Origin of the sequence: Streptomyces megasporus, from assembly GCF_000718985.1 — a bacterium.
GTDB classification, from domain to species: Bacteria; Actinomycetota; Actinomycetes; order Streptomycetales; family Streptomycetaceae; genus Streptomyces; species Streptomyces megasporus.
Genome location: NZ_JODL01000002.1, coordinates 1 through 17,454, shown reverse-complemented (window position 1 = coordinate 17,454; position 17,454 = coordinate 1). Strand labels below are relative to the sequence as shown.

At 71.8% G+C, this 17,454-nt stretch carries 13 protein-coding genes; 6 read left to right on the top strand and 7 right to left on the bottom strand.

All coding sequences use genetic code 11. From position 1 onward, the window contains the following. Nucleotides 1-1,686: an ABC transporter substrate-binding protein gene (locus tag IF47_RS0101825; RefSeq protein WP_031506137.1), complete on the bottom strand. Its 1,686-nt coding sequence runs from the start codon at nt 1,684-1,686 to the stop codon at nt 1-3. Between the two features lie 506 nt (nt 1,687-2,192). Here IF47_RS0101825 and IF47_RS0101820 point away from each other — a divergent pair. After that, complete coding sequence (locus tag IF47_RS0101820) at nt 2,193-3,479, top strand: ROK family transcriptional regulator (protein WP_031506135.1); 1,287 nt, start codon at nt 2,193-2,195, stop codon at nt 3,477-3,479. Between the two features lie 77 nt (nt 3,480-3,556). Here the strand turns inward: IF47_RS0101820 and IF47_RS0101815 are convergent, their stop codons facing one another. Continuing rightward, nucleotides 3,557-3,997, bottom strand: a complete 441-nt coding sequence (locus IF47_RS0101815; protein ID WP_037731774.1) for a DoxX family protein — start codon at nt 3,995-3,997, stop codon at nt 3,557-3,559. Nucleotides 3,998-4,029: 32 nt separating this feature from the next. Continuing rightward, the gene (locus IF47_RS0101810) at nt 4,030-5,058 is read right to left on the bottom strand and encodes a glycoside hydrolase family 6 protein (RefSeq protein ID WP_106982466.1); all 1,029 of its coding nucleotides are present in this window, start codon (nt 5,056-5,058) and stop codon (nt 4,030-4,032) included. A 603-nt stretch (nt 5,059-5,661) separates the two neighbouring features. Between IF47_RS0101810 and IF47_RS0101805 the strand changes: the two genes are divergently transcribed. Both IF47_RS0101805 and IF47_RS0101800 read left to right on the top strand, forming a co-directional pair. After that, nucleotides 5,662-8,085, top strand: a complete 2,424-nt coding sequence (locus IF47_RS0101805) for an ATP-binding SpoIIE family protein phosphatase (protein WP_031506131.1) — start codon at nt 5,662-5,664, stop codon at nt 8,083-8,085. A 365-nt stretch (nt 8,086-8,450) separates the two neighbouring features. Then, the gene (locus IF47_RS0101800) at nt 8,451-8,948 is read left to right on the top strand and encodes an anthrone oxygenase family protein (protein WP_031506129.1); all 498 of its coding nucleotides are present in this window, start codon (nt 8,451-8,453) and stop codon (nt 8,946-8,948) included. A 79-nt stretch (nt 8,949-9,027) separates the two neighbouring features. On the opposite strand, the gene IF47_RS0101795 is transcribed toward IF47_RS0101800, so the two are convergent. From IF47_RS0101795 to IF47_RS0101780, 4 genes are all read right to left on the bottom strand, one after another. Then, nucleotides 9,028-10,035: a Gfo/Idh/MocA family protein gene (locus IF47_RS0101795; RefSeq protein ID WP_031506128.1), complete on the bottom strand. Its 1,008-nt coding sequence runs from the start codon at nt 10,033-10,035 to the stop codon at nt 9,028-9,030. Nucleotides 10,036-10,183: 148 nt separating this feature from the next. Continuing rightward, complete coding sequence (locus tag IF47_RS0101790) at nt 10,184-11,068, bottom strand: sugar phosphate isomerase/epimerase family protein (protein WP_031506127.1); 885 nt, start codon at nt 11,066-11,068, stop codon at nt 10,184-10,186. 93 nt (nt 11,069-11,161) lie between these two features. Further along, the gene (gene iolG, locus IF47_RS0101785) at nt 11,162-12,154 is read right to left on the bottom strand and encodes an inositol 2-dehydrogenase (protein ID WP_031506125.1); all 993 of its coding nucleotides are present in this window, start codon (nt 12,152-12,154) and stop codon (nt 11,162-11,164) included. Between the two features lie 79 nt (nt 12,155-12,233). Beyond that, a complete protein-coding gene (locus IF47_RS0101780) occupies nt 12,234-13,430 on the bottom strand; it encodes a phytanoyl-CoA dioxygenase family protein (RefSeq protein WP_031506124.1) in 1,197 nt (398 codons plus the stop codon). A 106-nt stretch (nt 13,431-13,536) separates the two neighbouring features. Between IF47_RS0101780 and IF47_RS0101775 the strand changes: the two genes are divergently transcribed. The 3 genes from IF47_RS0101775 to IF47_RS0101765 all read left to right on the top strand — a co-directional run. Beyond that, nucleotides 13,537-14,577: a LacI family DNA-binding transcriptional regulator gene (locus tag IF47_RS0101775; RefSeq protein ID WP_031506123.1), complete on the top strand. Its 1,041-nt coding sequence runs from the start codon at nt 13,537-13,539 to the stop codon at nt 14,575-14,577. Nucleotides 14,578-14,745: 168 nt separating this feature from the next. Further along, the gene (locus tag IF47_RS0101770; RefSeq protein ID WP_157839909.1) at nt 14,746-15,804 is read left to right on the top strand and encodes a CPBP family glutamic-type intramembrane protease; all 1,059 of its coding nucleotides are present in this window, start codon (nt 14,746-14,748) and stop codon (nt 15,802-15,804) included. Nucleotides 15,805-16,188: 384 nt separating this feature from the next. Next, on the top strand, nt 16,189-17,454 hold a 1,266-nt coding region (locus IF47_RS0101765), incomplete at its 3' end, for a cbb3-type cytochrome c oxidase subunit I (protein WP_037731822.1).

Below are 17,454 nucleotides of genomic sequence, written 5' to 3'. Positions count from 1 at the left end.
TCAGCCGGCCGGCTTCAGGGCCTTGTAGATCTGCGCCTGGTCGGGGCGGCTCCAGACCGCCGGGACGGCGTAGAGGTTGTACTCCGTCGGCCATCCCTCGAACTTCGAGGCGTGGTACTCGCTGGTGGTGCCGCCGGTCAGGATCGGGATGTACGGCATGTCCCGCTCCAGCTCGGTCTGGATGACGTCGTACCGCTTCTGGCGTTCCTTCGCCGCGTCGGGGGCGAGCTTCTTGAGCTCCCGGAGCGCCTTGTCGACCTTGGGGTTGCTGTACCGGGCGAAGTTCGGGTTCGCCGTCTCGCCGACCTTGGCGGTGGTCTCGGTGCCGAAGAAGTAGCTGTAGACGTAGAAGGGGTCGGGTGCCGGCCCCGGGTACAGCGAGTCGATCAGCAGTTGGTAGGTGCCCTGACCGCGGGCCTCGGACCACTCGTTCCAGGAGGACTGCTGCGGGGTGACCTTGATGCCGACCTTCTTGAGCTGCTCGGCCAGGGTGTCGACCGCGGTGATGTAGTCGGTCCAGCCGGAGACGACCCGGACGGTCAGGGAGAGCTTCCGCCCGTCCTTGGCGTAGACGCCGTCCGAGCCCTTGGCGTAGCCGGCGTCCTCGAGGATCCTCTCCGCTTTGGAGGCACTCGCCCGCATCGGCGCCAGGCTCTCCCGGAGCTTGCCGGAGATGAGTTCCTCGCTGCTCTCCACCTGCGCGAATCCGGGGGAGATCTGGCTGGAGGTGTTCTGGAACGCCAGCGAGTTGAGCTGGGTGCGGTCCATGGCGTAGTAGATCGCCCTGCGCACCGCCGGGTCCGTCTGCGGCCCCTCGCAGCCCAACTCGGCGTTGGAGCAGGTCATCAGGACGGTCTGGTTGAGCGGGACCGTCACGGCCTTGTAGCCGGGGTAGTTCTTCTCGACGTTCTGCATGTCCGGGACGGGACCGGTCTGCCAGTCGATCTTCCCGGCCGCCAGGGCGTCCGCGCCGGCCTGGTTGCCCGACAGGGCCAGGTAGCGGACCTGCTTGACGGCCGGCTCGCCGTCCCAGTAGTCGGGGTTGGCCTTGAGGGTGAAGGCCTGGCCCTTGAACTCCCCCAGCGTGAAGGGGCCGGTGCCGACGGGCTCGCGGACGGTGTCCTTGGCGGGCTCCTCGACGTCCTTCCAGACGTGCTCGGGGACGATGAAGATCTTGCCGAGGATCTGCGGCCCGTCCATGTAGGACGGCTCCTCGAAGGTGATCTTGACGTGGGTGTCGTCGAGCGCCTCGGCCTTGCCCTGGTAGCCGGTGCCGTTCATCTCCTTGTGCCGGGAGATCATGTCCAGCGTGAAGACCACGTCGTCCGCGGTGAACGCCTCGCCGTCGCTCCACTTGACGCCCTCGCGCAGGGTGACCGTCAGCTCGGTGCCGTCCTCGTTCCAGGAGTACTCGGTGCCCAGCAGCGGCTTCGCGGGCTCGTCGCGGACCTGGTTGAAGTAGAAGAGCGACTCGAAGATCGTGCCCGGTCCCTCGATGAGCGTCGGCGAGAACGGGTTGAAGTTGGCCTGGTAGTCGCCCGCCTGCCCCGTGTAGACCACCAGGGTCTCGTTCCCGCCGCCGCCTCCGGCGCTCGACTCCGCCGAGCACGCCGTGGCCAGCAGGGCGATGGCGGCCATGCCGGTCGCCGCGACGCGCGCACGGCGGCGTCTTGCTTGCTGGGACATGTTGGATCGGTTCCTCTCGTGACTGGAGGGGCACGTCGGTGTGCCATCGGGCCGCCTCGTGGGCGGGCGGGGTCGCTCGCGTGGGGCGATTGTTAAGTCGGCGAAGAAAGAAAGTCAATACTTCTGTCACACTCCGTCGCCATGGAGTCTCACGGGGGAACCGTGACCGGGCGTGAAGCCTCACCAAGGCGTCGGGGAGCCGCGACGACGTCACGGGACGGCCGTCGCCGAAGTCGCGTCGGGGGTGGGGAGTCCGCGGGCGCTCCACGGGACGCGAGGCAGGATATGAGGGGAGAGAGAGGAACGAGGCGCTTTCCGGAAGACCGTTGCGGGGAAGAGGCCCGACGGCACGGAGAAACCCGGAAGGAACCGCGTCCGGCCACGCAGACCGGACACTTGCCCCCATTCATCAGGCAAATAAACTGACGGTTCGTGTCCGGGCGGCCCGTCCGCGCGGACCGCATCGACGGTGTGAGCGCCCGGACGGGGCGCGGGCGGAGGAATCAGTGAGCGGACCGGCGCGGGCCACGGCCCACGCGAGCAGCAGGGCGGCCGTGCTCGACGTGATCCGCGCGGCTGGCACCATCAGCCGGGTCGGCCTCATCAACGCGACCGGTTTCACGGGCGCGACGATCTCGACCGTCGTGCGCCGCCTCATCGACGACGGGCTCGTGGTCGAGACCGGCCGCGCCGAGTCCACCGGCGGCAAGCGTCGGGTGCTGCTCCAGCTCAACCAGTCGTCCCGGTACGCGGTGGGGGTCCACCTCGACCACGCCGGCCTCACCTACGTCCTGACCAACCTCGGCGGTTCGGTGGTGGCCCGGATGTCCCGGGCGGGCGTGGGCGCCGAGGACCCCCCGGCGGTCGTCGAGCGGATGGCGGGCGAGGTCGACGCGCTCATCGACGGCGTGGGCGTCAAACGCGAACGCGTCCTCGGTCTGGGGCTGGTCTCCCCCGGTCCCCTCTCCCCCACCAGCGGGATGCGGCTGACCCCGCCCCTGATGCGGCACTGGGAGGACTTCCCGCTCGACCGGGCCCTCCAGGAGGCCACCGGGCTGCCGGTCGTCTCCGACAACGATGCCACGGCGGCGGCCCTCGGCGAGCACTGGTCCGGCGGCGTCGGCGGCACCGCCACCTTCGCGGCCCTGTACATGGGCACCGGCATCGGCGCGGGCCTGCTGGTCGACGGGATCACCTACCGCGGCGCCAGCGGCAACGCCGGCGAGATCGGCCACAGTTGCCTGGACGTGGAGGGGCCCGAGTGCTGGTGCGGGGCCCGCGGCTGCGTCGAGGCGCTGGCCGGGCCCGCCGCGGTCGTCGCCGCCGCCCGCGCCGACGAGGCGCTGGCCCGCGCGGCGGGTCTGGACGCCGACTCCAGGCGCCATCGGCCGCCGTCCGTGACCGCGGACTTCGCCGCGGTCACCCGCGCCGCACGCCGCGGCGAGCCGGGGGCGCGCGCCCTCCTGGAGCGTTCGGCGCGGTACCTGGCGGTGGCCGCCCGCACGCTCGCCAACATCATGGACCTCGAACTGGTGGTGCTCACCGGTCCGGGCCTGGCGATCGCCGGCTCGGTGTACCTGCCCGTGGTGCAGGAGGAACTCGACCGCGCGTTCTTCTCCCGCGCGGCGCACCCGGTGGCCGTCCGGCTCTCGCGGTCGGCCGCCACCGCGCCCGCGATCGGCGCGGCGGCCATGGTGCTCCAGTCGGAGCTCGTGCCGCTGCGGCAGGGGTTGCGCCTGCCGGACAACCTGGCGGACTCCGAGCCCGTCGCCGTGCGGTCCGCGGGCGCCTGAGCGGCACCGAACGCACGGTCGGCGCCGCGGGATCGTCCGCGGCGCCGACCGTCCCCGTACCGCCGTCCGAGGTCCCCTCAGACGGCGGTGACCCTCACCCCCTCGTCGCCGGCCGCGCGGTGGGCGCGGTCGAACAGCGAACCCAGCGCCCACGCACCGGGACCGAGAGCGGCTATCAGCAGGAAGGCCCAGCAGAACATCGCGGCGGCCTCCCCGCCGTTCTCGATGGGGAAGAGCGCGCCGGGCTGGTGCTTGACGAAGTAGGCGTACGCCATCGAGCCGGAGCAGAGCAGCGCGGCGCCCCGCGTCCCCAGACCGAGCATCACCAGGACGCCGCCGACGAGTTGGATGAGCGCCGCCCACCAGCTCGGCCACTGGCCGACCTCCGGCACGTGGCCGCCGTGGGGGCCGCCGAGCACGTCGAACAAGGTCGCCGCGCCGTGGCAGGCGAACAGCAGCCCCACCACCATGCGGTAGAGCGCGAGTACGTGGTCCTTGTGCCTGTCCAACAGTTCCACGGAGTGTCCTCTCCCGACCGTCGTGCCGCCGTTCACCGTGCCCTCACCGGTGCCGCGACGGCCATGTCATAGGCGAGCTGGGGCATGAACCGGCCGGCCGGGCCCGCGCAGCCGTCGGCCTCGCCGGGGAGCTTGACCCACAGGAAGGCGTCGATCCGGGCGTCGCCCGTCCGATCGGTGCTCGGGGTGCCGATCGCCCGTCCGGACGGGTCGCACCACTGGCCTCCGGCGGGGCCGTTGCCGTTGCGGCTGGTGTCGATCACCGCTTTCAGACTCGGTGAGCCGATCGCGTCCAGCACCGCCCTGGCGTATGCGGCCTCGTCGGCGGTGCGGTTGTAGTTGGAGACGTTGGTGGAGATGCCGTCGGCGCTGTCGAGAATCCCGGCCGCCTTCAGCCGGGCGGCCATCTCCGCCGGCGGGTGCCAGTTGGAGTGGGCCGCGTCGAAGTACACCTTGGCCCGGGGCGACGCGGCCTTGAGCGCCTTGCCCGCGTAGGCCATGGACTCCCTGGTCAGGGCCTGCCGGCTCGCGTCCTGGCAGTTGCTCATCAGCGCCAGGACGTCGGGCTCGACGACGACGGCCGCCGGATGGCCCTCCAGACCGGCGGCCAGCTCGTCGACCCACCGCCGGTACGTCGGGTGGTCGGGCGCGCCACCGCCGCTGGCGCCGCCGCAGTCGCGGTTGGGCATGTTGTAGACCACCAGGATCGGGGTCTTCCCCTGCTGAGCGGCGGCGGTGACCAGCGCGTCCACCTGTGAGCGGACCGTGTCCGTGTTGGTCGTGGTGAACCACTGCCCCTGCGGGACGTTCGCGATCCGGTCGCGGATCACGGCGGTGCGCGGATCGCCCGGGTTGGCCGCCACCCAGCGGACCGCCTGTGTCTCGGGATTGACGTAGTAGGGCGATTCCGCGTACGGCGATTCGGCACGGGACGATTCGCCGTGCGCGGGATCGGCCGCCTGCGCGGTACCGCCCGGCGCCAGTAACGCCGCGACGCCGGCCGTCGCGGCGACGGCCGCCGCGAGCACACGGCTCGCCAGGGGGAAGGTCTTGCGGAGCATGCGTACTCCTCCATGGGGGACACGAACCACCGCCTCGCGGTGGCACGACGCTCCCACCCACTCGCCCCGATCCGTCTTCCACGAGACACCGGGATTGTTATGCCCATGCCATTAATGGAGGTGAGCGCGGATCACGGGGGCGCGGTCACCGGATCGGCGGTACGGCACCACGGTGGACGCCGACCGTCGGCCACCGACCGCCGACCCGGAGTGTGTGATGGGGGACACAGCGTGGGAGCGCTCCCAAAAAGAGTAGCCGCGCTGAGTTCCGCGTCAAGGGGAACTACCGGGTAAGTCGAACGTGACGCGCATGTGAACAGGCCCGAGGCCTCAGGCGGAAGAGTGCGCCACCCCGGAGGAGCGCGAAATCCCGTGCTCCCAACATGGGAGCGGTTCCATCAAGGGGCCGCGGTCCCCCGTCCCCTCCCCCGGCGCTCCGAGTGCCCGCCCCGAGGTTCCCGACGGGCGCCCGGGGTACTCGTCTCCTCCAGCGGTACGCGCCCGACGGAGCCCGCGCACGGACCGTTGTCGTCGTGCGCGAGGGCCCCGCTCGGGTTTGAATGGCCGAAGCAGCGTCGCACTTTCCCGGAGCGAGGCAATCGAGTGGACCCGACCACGCACCTTCACGACACCGGCCCCACATCGGACGGCGCGGTCGTGTTCGTGCTGGACGGACACGGCGTCGTGCTGCAGTGCACGACCCCGGTGCTGGACCTGACCGGCCACTCCGTGACCGAGCTCCGCGGGCGGAGCATGACGGACCTGGGCACCGAGCCCGCCTCCTGGCACGAGCCGTTCGGCATGGCCCCGGGCGGGTCCTCGGAGATCCGCACGGCTCTGAGGCACCGCGACGGCTCGACGGTCGACGTGGACGCCGAGGTGCTGGCGCTCCCCGCGGGGAGCGCGGCACGGTTCCTGGTCTGCGCCGTGCCCTCGGCCCTGGGACGGCGGCGGACGGAGGACCAGGCGCTGCTGCGCGCCCTGTTCAACCAGAGCCGCATCGGCCTGGTCGTCCACGACACCGACCTGCGGATGACCCGGGTGAACCTCGATCCGGAGTACTTCGGCCTGAAGGAGCCCCCCGACACCCCGAACAAGTGGTACGGCGCCAGGCTCGAACAGATCCTGGTGGCGGAGGACGCCGAAGCCATCGAGGAGAGGCTGCGGCGAGTCCTGGAGAGCGGCGAGCCGCTGATCGACTGGGAGAGTTCGGCACGGCGGCTGATCGCTCCCCAGGAGGACCGGCTGGTGTCCTTGTCGGCCTTCCGGCTCCAGGACACACGCGAGCGCGTCATCGGGGTCGCGGTGGTCCTCACCGAGGTCACCGAGCAGCGCACGACCCGCCGGCGGATGGCCCTCCTCCACGCCGCCGCCGCCCGCCTGGGGCAGACCCTGGACATCGTCCACAACGCCGAGGAGCTGACCAGGATCCTGGTCCCCGACTTCGCCGACCTGGCGTGCGTGGACCTGGTGGATGCGATCCTCCACGGGCAGGAACCCGGCACCTACTCCCAGGACACGCCGATGTGCCGGGTCGCGGTGGCCTCCGCCGACGGCGCCTGGCCCCCGGAGGTCCACCAGCGGCAGGAGAGGCTCCACCCGCAGGGGGCCGAGAACGACGCCATCCGCGGCGGGCGGCCCGTCCTCGCGACCGATCTGACCGCCTTGCGGCGGCAGGGGCCCACCACCCCGGAGTGGCGGCGGCTGGTGCTCCCCGACACGGCGACCTCGTTGCTGGCCGTCCCCCTGCGTGCCCGCGGCCACGTCCTGGGAGCCCTGGCACTGTGGCGCACCGGGAACCGCACGCCCTTCACCGAGGACGACGTCCCCCTGGTGGAGGAGATCGCCTCCCGGGCCGCGCTGAGCGTGGAGAACGCCCGGCGCTACACCTCCGAACTCCGCACCGTCGAGAGCCTCCAGCGCAGCCTGCTGCCGCCGGCCGGGGTGGAGCTCAGCGCGGCGGAGACCGCCGGGACCTACGTGCCGGCCGGCACCGCGGCGGGGGTGGGCGGCTGCTGGTACGACGTCATCCCGCTGTCCTCCTCCCGGGTGGCCTTCGTCATCGGCGACGTGGCCGGGCACGGCCTCGGCGCGACGGCCACCATGGGCAGGCTCCGCACGGCCGTCCAGACCCTCGCCGATCTGGACCTCGCCCCGGAGGAACTGCTCACCCACCTGGACGACCTCGTCGTCCGGCTGTCCGCCACCGAGTCCCAGTCGAACGGCGGTGAGAACAGCGTGGTCGGCGCCACCTGCCTGTACTGCGTGTACGACCCGGTCACCGGACGGTGCGCCATGGCCAGCGCGGGGCATCCGCCGCCCGTCCTGACCGGTACGGGAGGAGGGGCCCGCTGCGTGGACCTCCGGCCGGGACCGGCCCTGGGCCTGGGCGGCATGCCCTTCGACCCCCTCGAACTGCACCTCGGACCGGGCCATGTGCTGGCCTTCTACACCAACGAACTGATCGACCACGGCGCCGAGGGCCACTCCGGCGCGCGGCTGGAACGGTTGAACGAGAGCCTGGAGAGCGCCGTGGCGGCCGGCAGGCCGCCCACCGAGATCGGGCACGCCGTGCTCGACCACGTCCTGACCGAGCCGCCGACCGGCGATGTGGCCCTCCTGGTGGCCAAGGTGCGGGCCCTGTCCGACGACGCCACCGCCTCCTGGCGGTTCACGGCCGACCCCACCGTCGTCGCCCAGGCTCGTGACCTGGTCACCGACCAGCTCACCGCCTGGGGCCTGGAGGAGTTGACGTTCACCACCGAGCTGATCGTCAGCGAGTTGATCACCAACGCCATCCGCTACGCCGGTCCGCCCATCGGGCTGCGGTTGATCAGGGACAAGACGCTGATCTGCGAGGTCTCCGACCCCAGCCAGACCCAGCCGCACCTGCGCCGGGCCCGGCTGACCGACGAGGGCGGCCGCGGCCTGTTCCTCATCGCCCAGGTCACCCACCGCTGGGGCAGCCGGTACACCTCGTCCGGCAAGACCATCTGGACCGAACAGTCCCTCACGAGTTCCCTGTGAATTCCGTTCCGGCTCCGCCGCCGGTCTCCGTCCGGTACCGCGGCGGGCCGACGCCGTACGGGCGTCGGAAGGCGGTACCGGGCGCGAACGCGCTGCCGTAGCCGACCTGCCGGACCGCCGCGCCGATCGTGGCGTCCGTACCGCGCGGCAGGTCGGCGGCGGGCGACGGTCGCCGGGCATCCGGCGGGTGTCGATCAGCACACCCGTGCGTGCGTCCACGGACCCGGGTGTAGACGCGCGAACATGGGGGTGAGTCTCTCGACGATGGCCTCTCCCGCCGTTTCCGGATTGACTGGGCGTCGGCGGGGGAACGGTCCCCGCTCGCGTTTTCCGTTCCGTTCCCTCCCCTGACCCAGGAGGCCGTCGTGTTCGTACTCCGCACCGCCGCGCTGCTCGTGGCGGCCGTGACCACCGGACTGGTCGCGGGCCTGTTCTACGCCTACGCCTGTTCCGTCATGCCCGGTCTGGGAAGGGCCGACGACCGGACCTTCGTGGTGGCGATGCGGCGGATCAACGCGGCGATCCTGAACGGGTGGTTCGCCCTGTGCTTCGTCGGCGCGCCCCTGGCCTGCGGGGTCGCCGCGGCGCTCCACCTGGGCGACGACGGACGTACGGTGCTGCCCTGGACGGCGGTCGCGTTCGCGCTGTACATGGTGGTCCTGTCCGTCACCTTCCGGGTCAACGTCCCCCTCAACAACGCGTTGGAGGCGGCCGGGGAGACGGACCGCGTCGCCGAACTCGCCGCGGTCCGCGAACGGTTCGAGGCCCGGTGGGTGCGGTGGAACACCGTGCGCGCGGTGGCGTCCACGGCCTCGTTCTGCTGTCTGGCCTGGGCGCTCGTGCTGCACGGGCGCGCGGCGTAACCCGGGCGGAGGCGGGCGGAGACAGGGCCCGGCCCGGCTCGGTCGCCGGGTCGGGCCCTGTCTCCCTCGGGGGCTTCCCTCAGACGAGTTGCCCGTCCTCGGTGACGGCCACGGGACGGTTGAGGCGGCGGGACAGCTCGCACGCCGTGGCGATCTCCAGGGCGTGGAGTCCGTCGCCGGGCGGGCTGGGGTTCTCCGCCTTCCCCCGGATCACGTCGATGAACTCCCTGATCTGGGCCTTGTAGGCGGTGTCGAAGCGTTCGGGGAAGCCCTCGTGGGGCTCCGCGGGCGGCGGCGCTCCCTCCTCCAGGGACGCGATCGGCGTTCGGGAGTCGACGCCCGCGGCCAGGGTGGCGCGGTCGCCGAAGACCTCGATCCGGCAGTCGTACCCCTGTCCGTTGGCCCTCGCCCCGCTGACCAGGGCCCGGGCTCCGGAGGCGAGGGTGAGGACCGCCACGGCGGCGTCGGCGTCGCCGCAGTCGGTGTAGGGCGACCCGCTGAAGGCGTTGCCCTGGGCGTAGACCTCCACGACCCGCTCCCCCAGCACCCAGGGCACGGCGTCGAAGTCGTGGATGAGCAGGTCCCGCCAGATGCCGCCGGAGGTGGGGATGTACTCCGGCGGCGGCGGAACCCTGTCGTGGGCGACGGTGCGCACCAGTTGCGGACGCCCGACCGCGCCCGCGGCCACCTCCTTCCGCAGTCGGCGGTAGGCGGGGTCGTACCGGCGTTGGAAGGCGATCAGCACCGGCACTCCGGAGGCCCTCACGTCCCGGTCGAGGGCCACCAGGGCGGGGCGGTCCATGGCCGCGGGCTTCTCGCACAGCACCGGGACGCCCGCCGCGATCGAGGCGCGGATGATGTCGGGGTGGGTGGCGGTGCTCGTCGCCACCAGGAGCCCGTCGGCCTCGGCGAGCACGTCCTCCAGGGTGGCGCGGGCGGTGGCCTTCTCCCCCAGCGCGGCGGCCTCCCGCTCCGCCTTGGCGGGGTCCCTGCTCGTCAACAGCAGTTCGGAAACCTCGTCGTCGGCGACGGCGTTGGCCGCGTGCATCAGGCCGATCCGGCCCAGGCCGATGAGACCGATTCGCATGGCGTCCCTGTTCTCCCCTTCTCTTCCGCTTCTTCCGCGTCTCGCTCGCGTCCCGCTCGCGTTTCGTCCGTGTCCCGCCCGCGTCCCGTCCGTGTCGTCCTCGTGGCTCCCGCCGGTGCGCGGGTCGGGTCAGTGGGCTCGGTTGGGTTCAGTGGGCGGCGAGGGCCGCGTCCACACCGCCGAGGAAGCGCACACCGGCGCGGACGTCCGCCAGCGGCCCCTCGTCCTCCGGTTCGCCGGTGAGCACGGTGTCCTGCTCCATCACGTACCAGCCGGCGTAGCCGGACGCCTCCAGGATGCGGACGATCTCGGCGATGTCCACGTCCCCCTCGCCCAGGGGGCGGTACATCCCGGCGCACACCGCGTCGTAGTAGGGCAGTTCGCCGGCGCGGACCCGGGCGGCGAGGGCGTCGTCGACGTCCTTCAGGTGGGTGTGCGCGATCCGTTCGGGCACCTGGCGGGCGAGGTCCACGGGGTCGGTGCCGCCGGCCAGCAGGTGGCCGGTGTCCAGGCAGAGGGGCACCTCGCTGCCCTCCAGCACCCGGTCCACCTCCTCGCGCCGCTCGACGATGGTGCCCATGTGCGGGTGGAGGGCGAGGGAGACCCCGCGTCCCGCGCAGCGCTCGGTGATGCGGTCCAGGTTGGCGAAGAGGGTGGCCCATCCGGCGTCGTCGAGGGCGGGGCGCTCGTCGTAGCCGTCCAGGCCGGTGGTCGCCGCCAGGACGAGGGTGCCGGCCCCGGCGGCGACGAAGCCGTCCAGCGCCGCGTCGATGACGGGCAGCGGGTCGCGGTCCGGGTCGTGGACGACGGTGGGGACGAAACCGCCCACGGCGCGCAGCCCGTACGACCGCAGCAGTTCCGCCTTCTTCCCCGGTTCGTCGGGGAGGAAGCCGTCGGGGCCGAACTCCGTCGCGGCGAGGCCGAGTTCGCCCATCTCGGTGAGCACCCGGTGGGGTGTGAGCTGGTGGCCCCAGCCGGGCACTTCGCACACTCCCCAGGAGATGGGGGCTCCGGCGATGCGATCCATGATCATGTCGGTGTCCAGGTTCTCTCGGTCGGATGGCGCTGGGTCGGGGACTTCGTGGGGTCCGTCCGGTGCGGGGCCGGGCGTGGGCTCGGGGTGTGGTCAGCCCACCGCGACGGTCCGTCCGGTGCGCACGCTCTCGCGCGCGGCGTCGGCCAGGACGAGGGCGGCGCGGCCGTCGGCGTAGCCGGGGCTCAGCGGGGCGCCGCTCTCCACGGCCTCGGCGAACCACTCCAGTTCGCGGCGGTAGGCGTCCTGGTAGCGCTCCAGGAAGAACCGCAGGTACGGGGAGGCGGTCTCCACGCCGGAGGCCGTGTACGCGCGGACGCCGGTGGGTGTCCGGTTCGTGGCCTGGAGCATGCCCTTGGTGCCGAACGCCTCGATCCGCTGGTCGTACCCGAAGGCACAGCTACGGCTGTTGGCGATCTGGCACAGGCGCCCGTCGACCGAGCGGAGGGTGACCACGGCGTGGTCGGCCTCTCCGCTCCCCTCCGGTCCGCCCGCCCCCACCGGGGCCGCCATGGCGTGGACCTCGACGATGTCGCCGAGGAGGAACCGGGCCATGTCGAAGTCGTGGATCGTCATGTCCCGGAAGATCCCGCCCGCGACCGCGGCGTACTCGGCGGGCGGCGGCTCGGGGTCGCGGCTGGTGATCACCAGGTGTTCCAGCCGGCCGATCTCCCCGGCCGCGACGCGGGCGTGGAGATCGGCGAAGGACGGATCGAACCTGCGATTGAAGCCGATCATCACCCGGGGGTCGAACGCGGAGATCCTCTCCCAGCAGGCATCGACCCTCTCCAGGTCCAGGTCGATGGGCTTCTCGCACAGCACGGCCTTGCCCGCGGCCGTGGCGGCGGTGATCAGGTCGAGGTGGGTGGGGGTGGGACTGGCGATCACCACCGCGTCGACCGCGGGGTCCGACAGGACCTCCTCGGCCTCCTTGGCGGCCTTGGCACCGTACTGCCCGGCGAGCCGGTCGGCGGCGTCCGGGACCGGGTCACAGACCCAGGACAGGCGTGTCCGGGCCCCGGAGGCGATCGTGTCCGCGTGCACGCGACCTATGCGGCCGCTGCCGAACAGGGCGATGTCCAGCATGGGGTGCGCCTTTCGAGGTGGTTGGCGGGACGGGGGGCGGGGGTTCGGGGCGAGAGGCGAGGAGTCGGGGCGGGGTCCGCTAGACCTCCTCGGTCCTGCGCCGCTCGCCGTGGGCCGTCAGCCTCTGTCGCAGCGTCTCCGGCTCCCACTCCTCCCGCACGGCGCGGCGCAGCAGGTCGGCCTGGGTGTGGGGGGCCAGCCCGTCGACCGGCGGGTCGCGGTCGAGGTTGGTGGGGAATGCGTAGCCCTCGGCGCAGGCGGCGATGACGTTCTCCAGGGTGTCCTCGGAGGCGCCCGACGCCTTCATCCTCAGCAGCTCGGGGTAGACGGCTTTCGACATCCGTTCGCGGTCCACGCTCTCCATCGCGCGGCCGAACGCCGAGGAGATCTGGAGCAGGTTGGCCATGCGCCTGATGTCGGCGGAGCGGTTGTGCCCGGCGCCGTGGAAGAGGGCGGGGTTGAAGAACGCCGCGTCGCCCTTGTCCAGCGGGAGTTGGACGTGGTGCTCCTCGAAGTACTCGCGGAACTCCGGCAGTCGCCAGGCGAGGTAGCCGGGCGCGTACTTCTGGGAGTGCGGCAGGTACATCGTCGGCCCGCTCTCCACCGGCATGTCGCAGTGGGCGACCGCGCCCTGGAGGGTGAGCGCGGGCGAGAGCAGGTGCACGTGGGCGGGGAAGCGTCCGACCTGCTCGTTCGAGAGGAAGCCCAGGTGGTAGTCGCGGTGCGGGTCCTGGGCGGCGCCACCGGGGTTGACCACGTTGACCTGCGAGGTGATCTGGTAGCCCGGTCCGAGCCAGGCGGTGGAGACCAGCGCGACGATCTCGTTGGCGTAGTACTCGGCGAACACCGCGGGGGCGGTGACGGCCAGTTTCTCGGCGGCGTTCCACACCCGGTCGTTGGCGCCGGGCCTGGCGAAGTGGTCGCCCACCGCCGCGCCGGCCGCGTGCTGGTCGGCGATCAGGGCCCGGAAGGCCTCGGTGGCCCGGTCGACGACGGAGGTGTCGGCGAAGGCGCGTTTGAACACCACCAGGCCGGGGCCCTCCAGCAGGGCGCGGGCCAGTTCGGCGAGCACCTCGCGGCGCGCGTCCCGCGAGCGCAGGTGCTCGCGCAGTCGGTCGCCGTCGTAGACGAGGGCGTTCCGCTCGACCGCCGCGGCGTACGGGTAGTCCGCGGGATCGGTGACGGTCTCGACGACGGTCAGGAAGTCCTCCAGCCGGCAGTCGTCCTCCGTCAACCAGGAGGGGAGGCCGGTGAGGGCGGGGGTGGAAGCGGTCATGGTTCATGTCTCCTTCGTGGAAACACCGCGTGGTGTCTGACAGCCTAGGGAGACCAATCCATCATTCCAACGGCAGAAAGCCATCAAAAACCCCTCAAGGAGCGTGATGGGCAGCCATCCCTACCCGATCCGCGAGATCGCCCTCCAGGCCGGTGTCAGCGAGGCCACCGTCGACCGTGTGCTCAACGACCGCGGCGGGGTGCGGGCCAGTACCGCGCGGACGGTCCGGCAGGCGATCGCCGACCTGGACCGGCAGCGGAGCCAGGTGCGGCTGAGCGGGCGCACCTTCATGGTCGACGTCGTCATGCAGGCCCCCGACCGGTTCTCCTCGGCCGTGCGCGCCGCGCTGGAGGCCGTGCTGCCGGCCCTGCGTCCGGCCGTCATACGCTCCCGGTTCCACTTCCGCGAGACCGGACCGGTGGGCGAGTTGGTCGCCGCCCTGGACCGGATCGCCCGTCGGGGGTCGCAGGGCATCCTCCTCAAGGCCCCCGACACCCCCGAGGTCAACGAGGCCGTCCAGCGCCTGGAGGGGCGCGGGATACCGGTCGTCACCCTGGTGACGGACCTGCCCAGCAGTCGGCGACTGGCCTATGTGGGCATCGACGACCGGGCCGCCGGCGCCACCGCCGCCTACCTCGTCCACCAGTGGCTGGGCAACCGGCCCGGCGATGTGCTGACCACCCTCAGCCGCGGCTTCTTCCGCAACGAGGAGGAGCGGGAGATGGGCTTCCGGAGCACGCTGCGGGCCCTGGCGCCACGGCGGGCCCTGGTGGAGGTCGGTGACACCGACGGGCTCGACGCCACCATGCACGACCTCGCCCTCGCCGCGTTGAGGGAGAACCCCGACATCAGGGCGGTCTACTCGATCGGCGGCGGCAACAAGGCGATCGTGACCGCCTTCGACGACCTGGGGTTGGTCCGGCCCGTGTTCGTCGCCCACGACCTGGACGGCGACAACACCCGACTGCTGCGCGAGGGGAGGCTGTCCGCGGTGCTCCACCACGACCTGCGTCAGGACATGCGCCGCGCCTGTCAGCTCGTCATGCAGGCGCACAAGGCCCTCCCCGGCGAGCCGAGGTCCGTCCCCTCCGCCGTCCAGGTGGTCACCCCGTACAACATGCCGCCCGTGGCCGGGGCGGGGGGCTGAGCCCGGCGCGACGGGCCCGCGCGACCGGCCGGGACGCCTCCGAAGGTGTCATCGGCCCGTCACCGGATACCCGGAGAGGGTAACTCCCCACCGACGCCGACTCGTACGGGAAGACGTGCCGTGGCCCAGAGCCCGCCGAACACCGGACCCTCGCGCACCGCTCCGCCGATGTCCGCCCGCGTCCGGGCGGACCGCCCGGACGCACCGTCCCGCCCTGCCCGCGGCCGGGGCGCCGACCGCGCGGAGCGGGCGGCCCGCGATCTGCGGCGCCTGCTCCTGGTGACGTTCGCCGTACCGGTCGTGGGGTCGGCGATCGACTTCGCCGCGCTGTCGGGGGCGCCGGTGCGCGGCTGGTCCGACGCGGTGCTCCCCTGGCTCCGGTTGGCCTGCTCGGCGGCCACCGGTTGGTGGCTGGCCCGGCTGACGTCGCCCCGCTCGGCGCGGCCGGCCGCGCGACCGGCGTTACGAACCTGGGCGGTGCTCCTGTGCGCGGTCGTCGCCGTCGGCGCCCGGGTCGCCGACCTGGTACGGGTCGGCGAGACGCAGAGCGCGGTGGGGAGTCTGGCCACCACCGTCCTGTTGGCCTGGCTCTGCGGGGAGTTGGCCGTCCGGCACGGAGCGGGCCCGCGCGGGTTGGGCATCGATCCGCCCGGCGCGCGCACCCTGGCGGGGCGGCTGACGGCCGTGATGGTCTTCGGCGCCGTCTTCGTCGTCGCGTACACCACGGTCGCCTGGATGGCCCACCTCCAACTGACCCTTCCGGAGGTCGCCCCGGCGCTCCCCGTCCTGGACCGGGCCCAGGGCGCGGCGCTGGGCTGGAGCGGTCCCGTCGACATGGTGGCCAACGTCCTGTTCACCGGGGTCGCCGAGGAGATGGTCCTCGTCGGCGCCGTTCTCGTGCTGGGGCGCGCGGCGGGCCGCCCGCTGTGGGCCCTGTGCGCGCTCGGTCTGCTGCTCCGGGTGGCGGCACACCTGTACCTGGGGGCGCCGGGGGTGGCCCTCGTCCTGCTGGGGTCCTGCGCCCTCCTGCTGTACCTGCGCCACGGCAGGCTCACTCCGCTGGTGGTCGGACACGTCGTCTACGACCTGGCCGCGTACTGGGCGCCCTCCACCGCCGCGCTGAACACCTGGGCCTTCGCCGTCCTGCTGGTCGGCGGCACGGCGTTCGCGGCATGGCTCGCCTGGTGCGCGCCCGCCGCCGGGGCGGGGTCCGGCCACGGCCGCTGACGGCACCCCGTCAAACACCCCGTGTTTCATCCGCCGCCACGGGGTCACTTCCCCTTGACCCGCCCGCCCCGTACCGCGCTCTCGGCGGACACGGGCTCGATGCCGTTGCCGCCGGAGGCTCACGCGCGTATGACAGAGGAAGGACGAAAACCCTAAAGGCCCTGAAAGCCCTGAAAGCCATAGAAGCGGTATCGACATCAAACGCCCACCAAAAGACCAAACGCGAGCGGGACGGGCTTCCGGTGTTATGCACGTCGAGGCGGGCCCGCCCAAGCGGCCGTCCGCCGTCATTGGCGGGAATTCCGGGGCCGACAGGTGTACGCACACCGGACGGGGAACGCGTCCGGTGCCGGTCGGAGCTGGTGGGTCGAGAGGACGCGGGTCATGTCAGTGAGGACGGAAGAGGCCAGGCGGGAGGAGGCTCCCAAGAGGAGCCTGGGAGCGGTGGTGGTCACCTGGCTGACCACCACCGACCACAAGAAGATCGGCTCCCTTTACATCACCAGCTCGTTCGGCTTCTTCCTGCTCGGCGGGATCCTGGCCCTGGTCATCAGGGCCGAGCTGGCGCGCCCCGGCATGCAGATCCTCTCCAACTACCAGTACAACCAGGCGTTCACGATGCACGGCGCGATCATGCTCCTGCTCTTCGCGACGCCGATGTTCGCCGGGTTCGCCAACGCCATCATGCCGCTGCAGATCGGCGCGCCGGACGTGGCGTTCCCACGGCTGAACATGTTCGCCTACTGGTTGTACCTCTTCGGCGGACTGATCACGGTGAGCTCCTTCCTCACCCCGGACGGCGCGCCGGACTTCGGCTGGACGGCCTACACGCCGCTGTCCGACGACACCCGCTCGCCCCAGATCGGCGGCGACCTGTGGATCATGGGGCTGGGCCTGGCCGGCTTCGGCACGATCCTGGGCGCGGTCAACTTCATCACCACGATCATCTGCATGCGCGCGCCGGGCATGACGATGTTCCGGATGCCGATCTTCACCTGGAACGTGCTGCTGACCAGCGTGCTGGTCCTGCTGGCCTTCCCGGTGCTGGCCGCCGCGCTCTTCGCACTGGAGGCGGACCGCCTCTTCCAGTCGCAGATCTACGCCCCGGACGGCGGCGGCCCGATCCTGTGGCAGCACCTGTTCTGGTTCTTCGGCCACCCCGAGGTCTACATCATCGCGGTGCCGTTCTTCGGCATCATCACGGAGATCATCCCGGTCTTCTCCCGCAAGCCGATCTTCGGCTACATCGGCCTGATCGGCGCCACCATCGGGATCACCGGTCTGTCGATCACGGTCTGGGCGCACCACATGTTCGCCACCGGCGCGGTGCTGCTGCCGTTCTTCTCCTTCATGTCGTTCCTGATCGCGATCCCCACCGGCGTGAAGTTCTTCAACTGGATCGGCACCATGTGGCGGGGCTCGCTCTCCTTCGAGACACCGATGCTGTGGTCCATCGGGTTCCTGGTCACGTTCCTCTTCGGCGGTCTGACCGGCGTCATCCTGGCCTCCCCGCCGCTGGACTGGCAGACGCACGACAGCTACTTCGTCGTCGCGCACTTCCACTACGTGGTCTTCGGCACCGTGGTGTTCGCGATGTTCGCCGGCTTCCACTTCTGGTGGCCGAAGTTCACCGGCAAGATGCTCGACGAG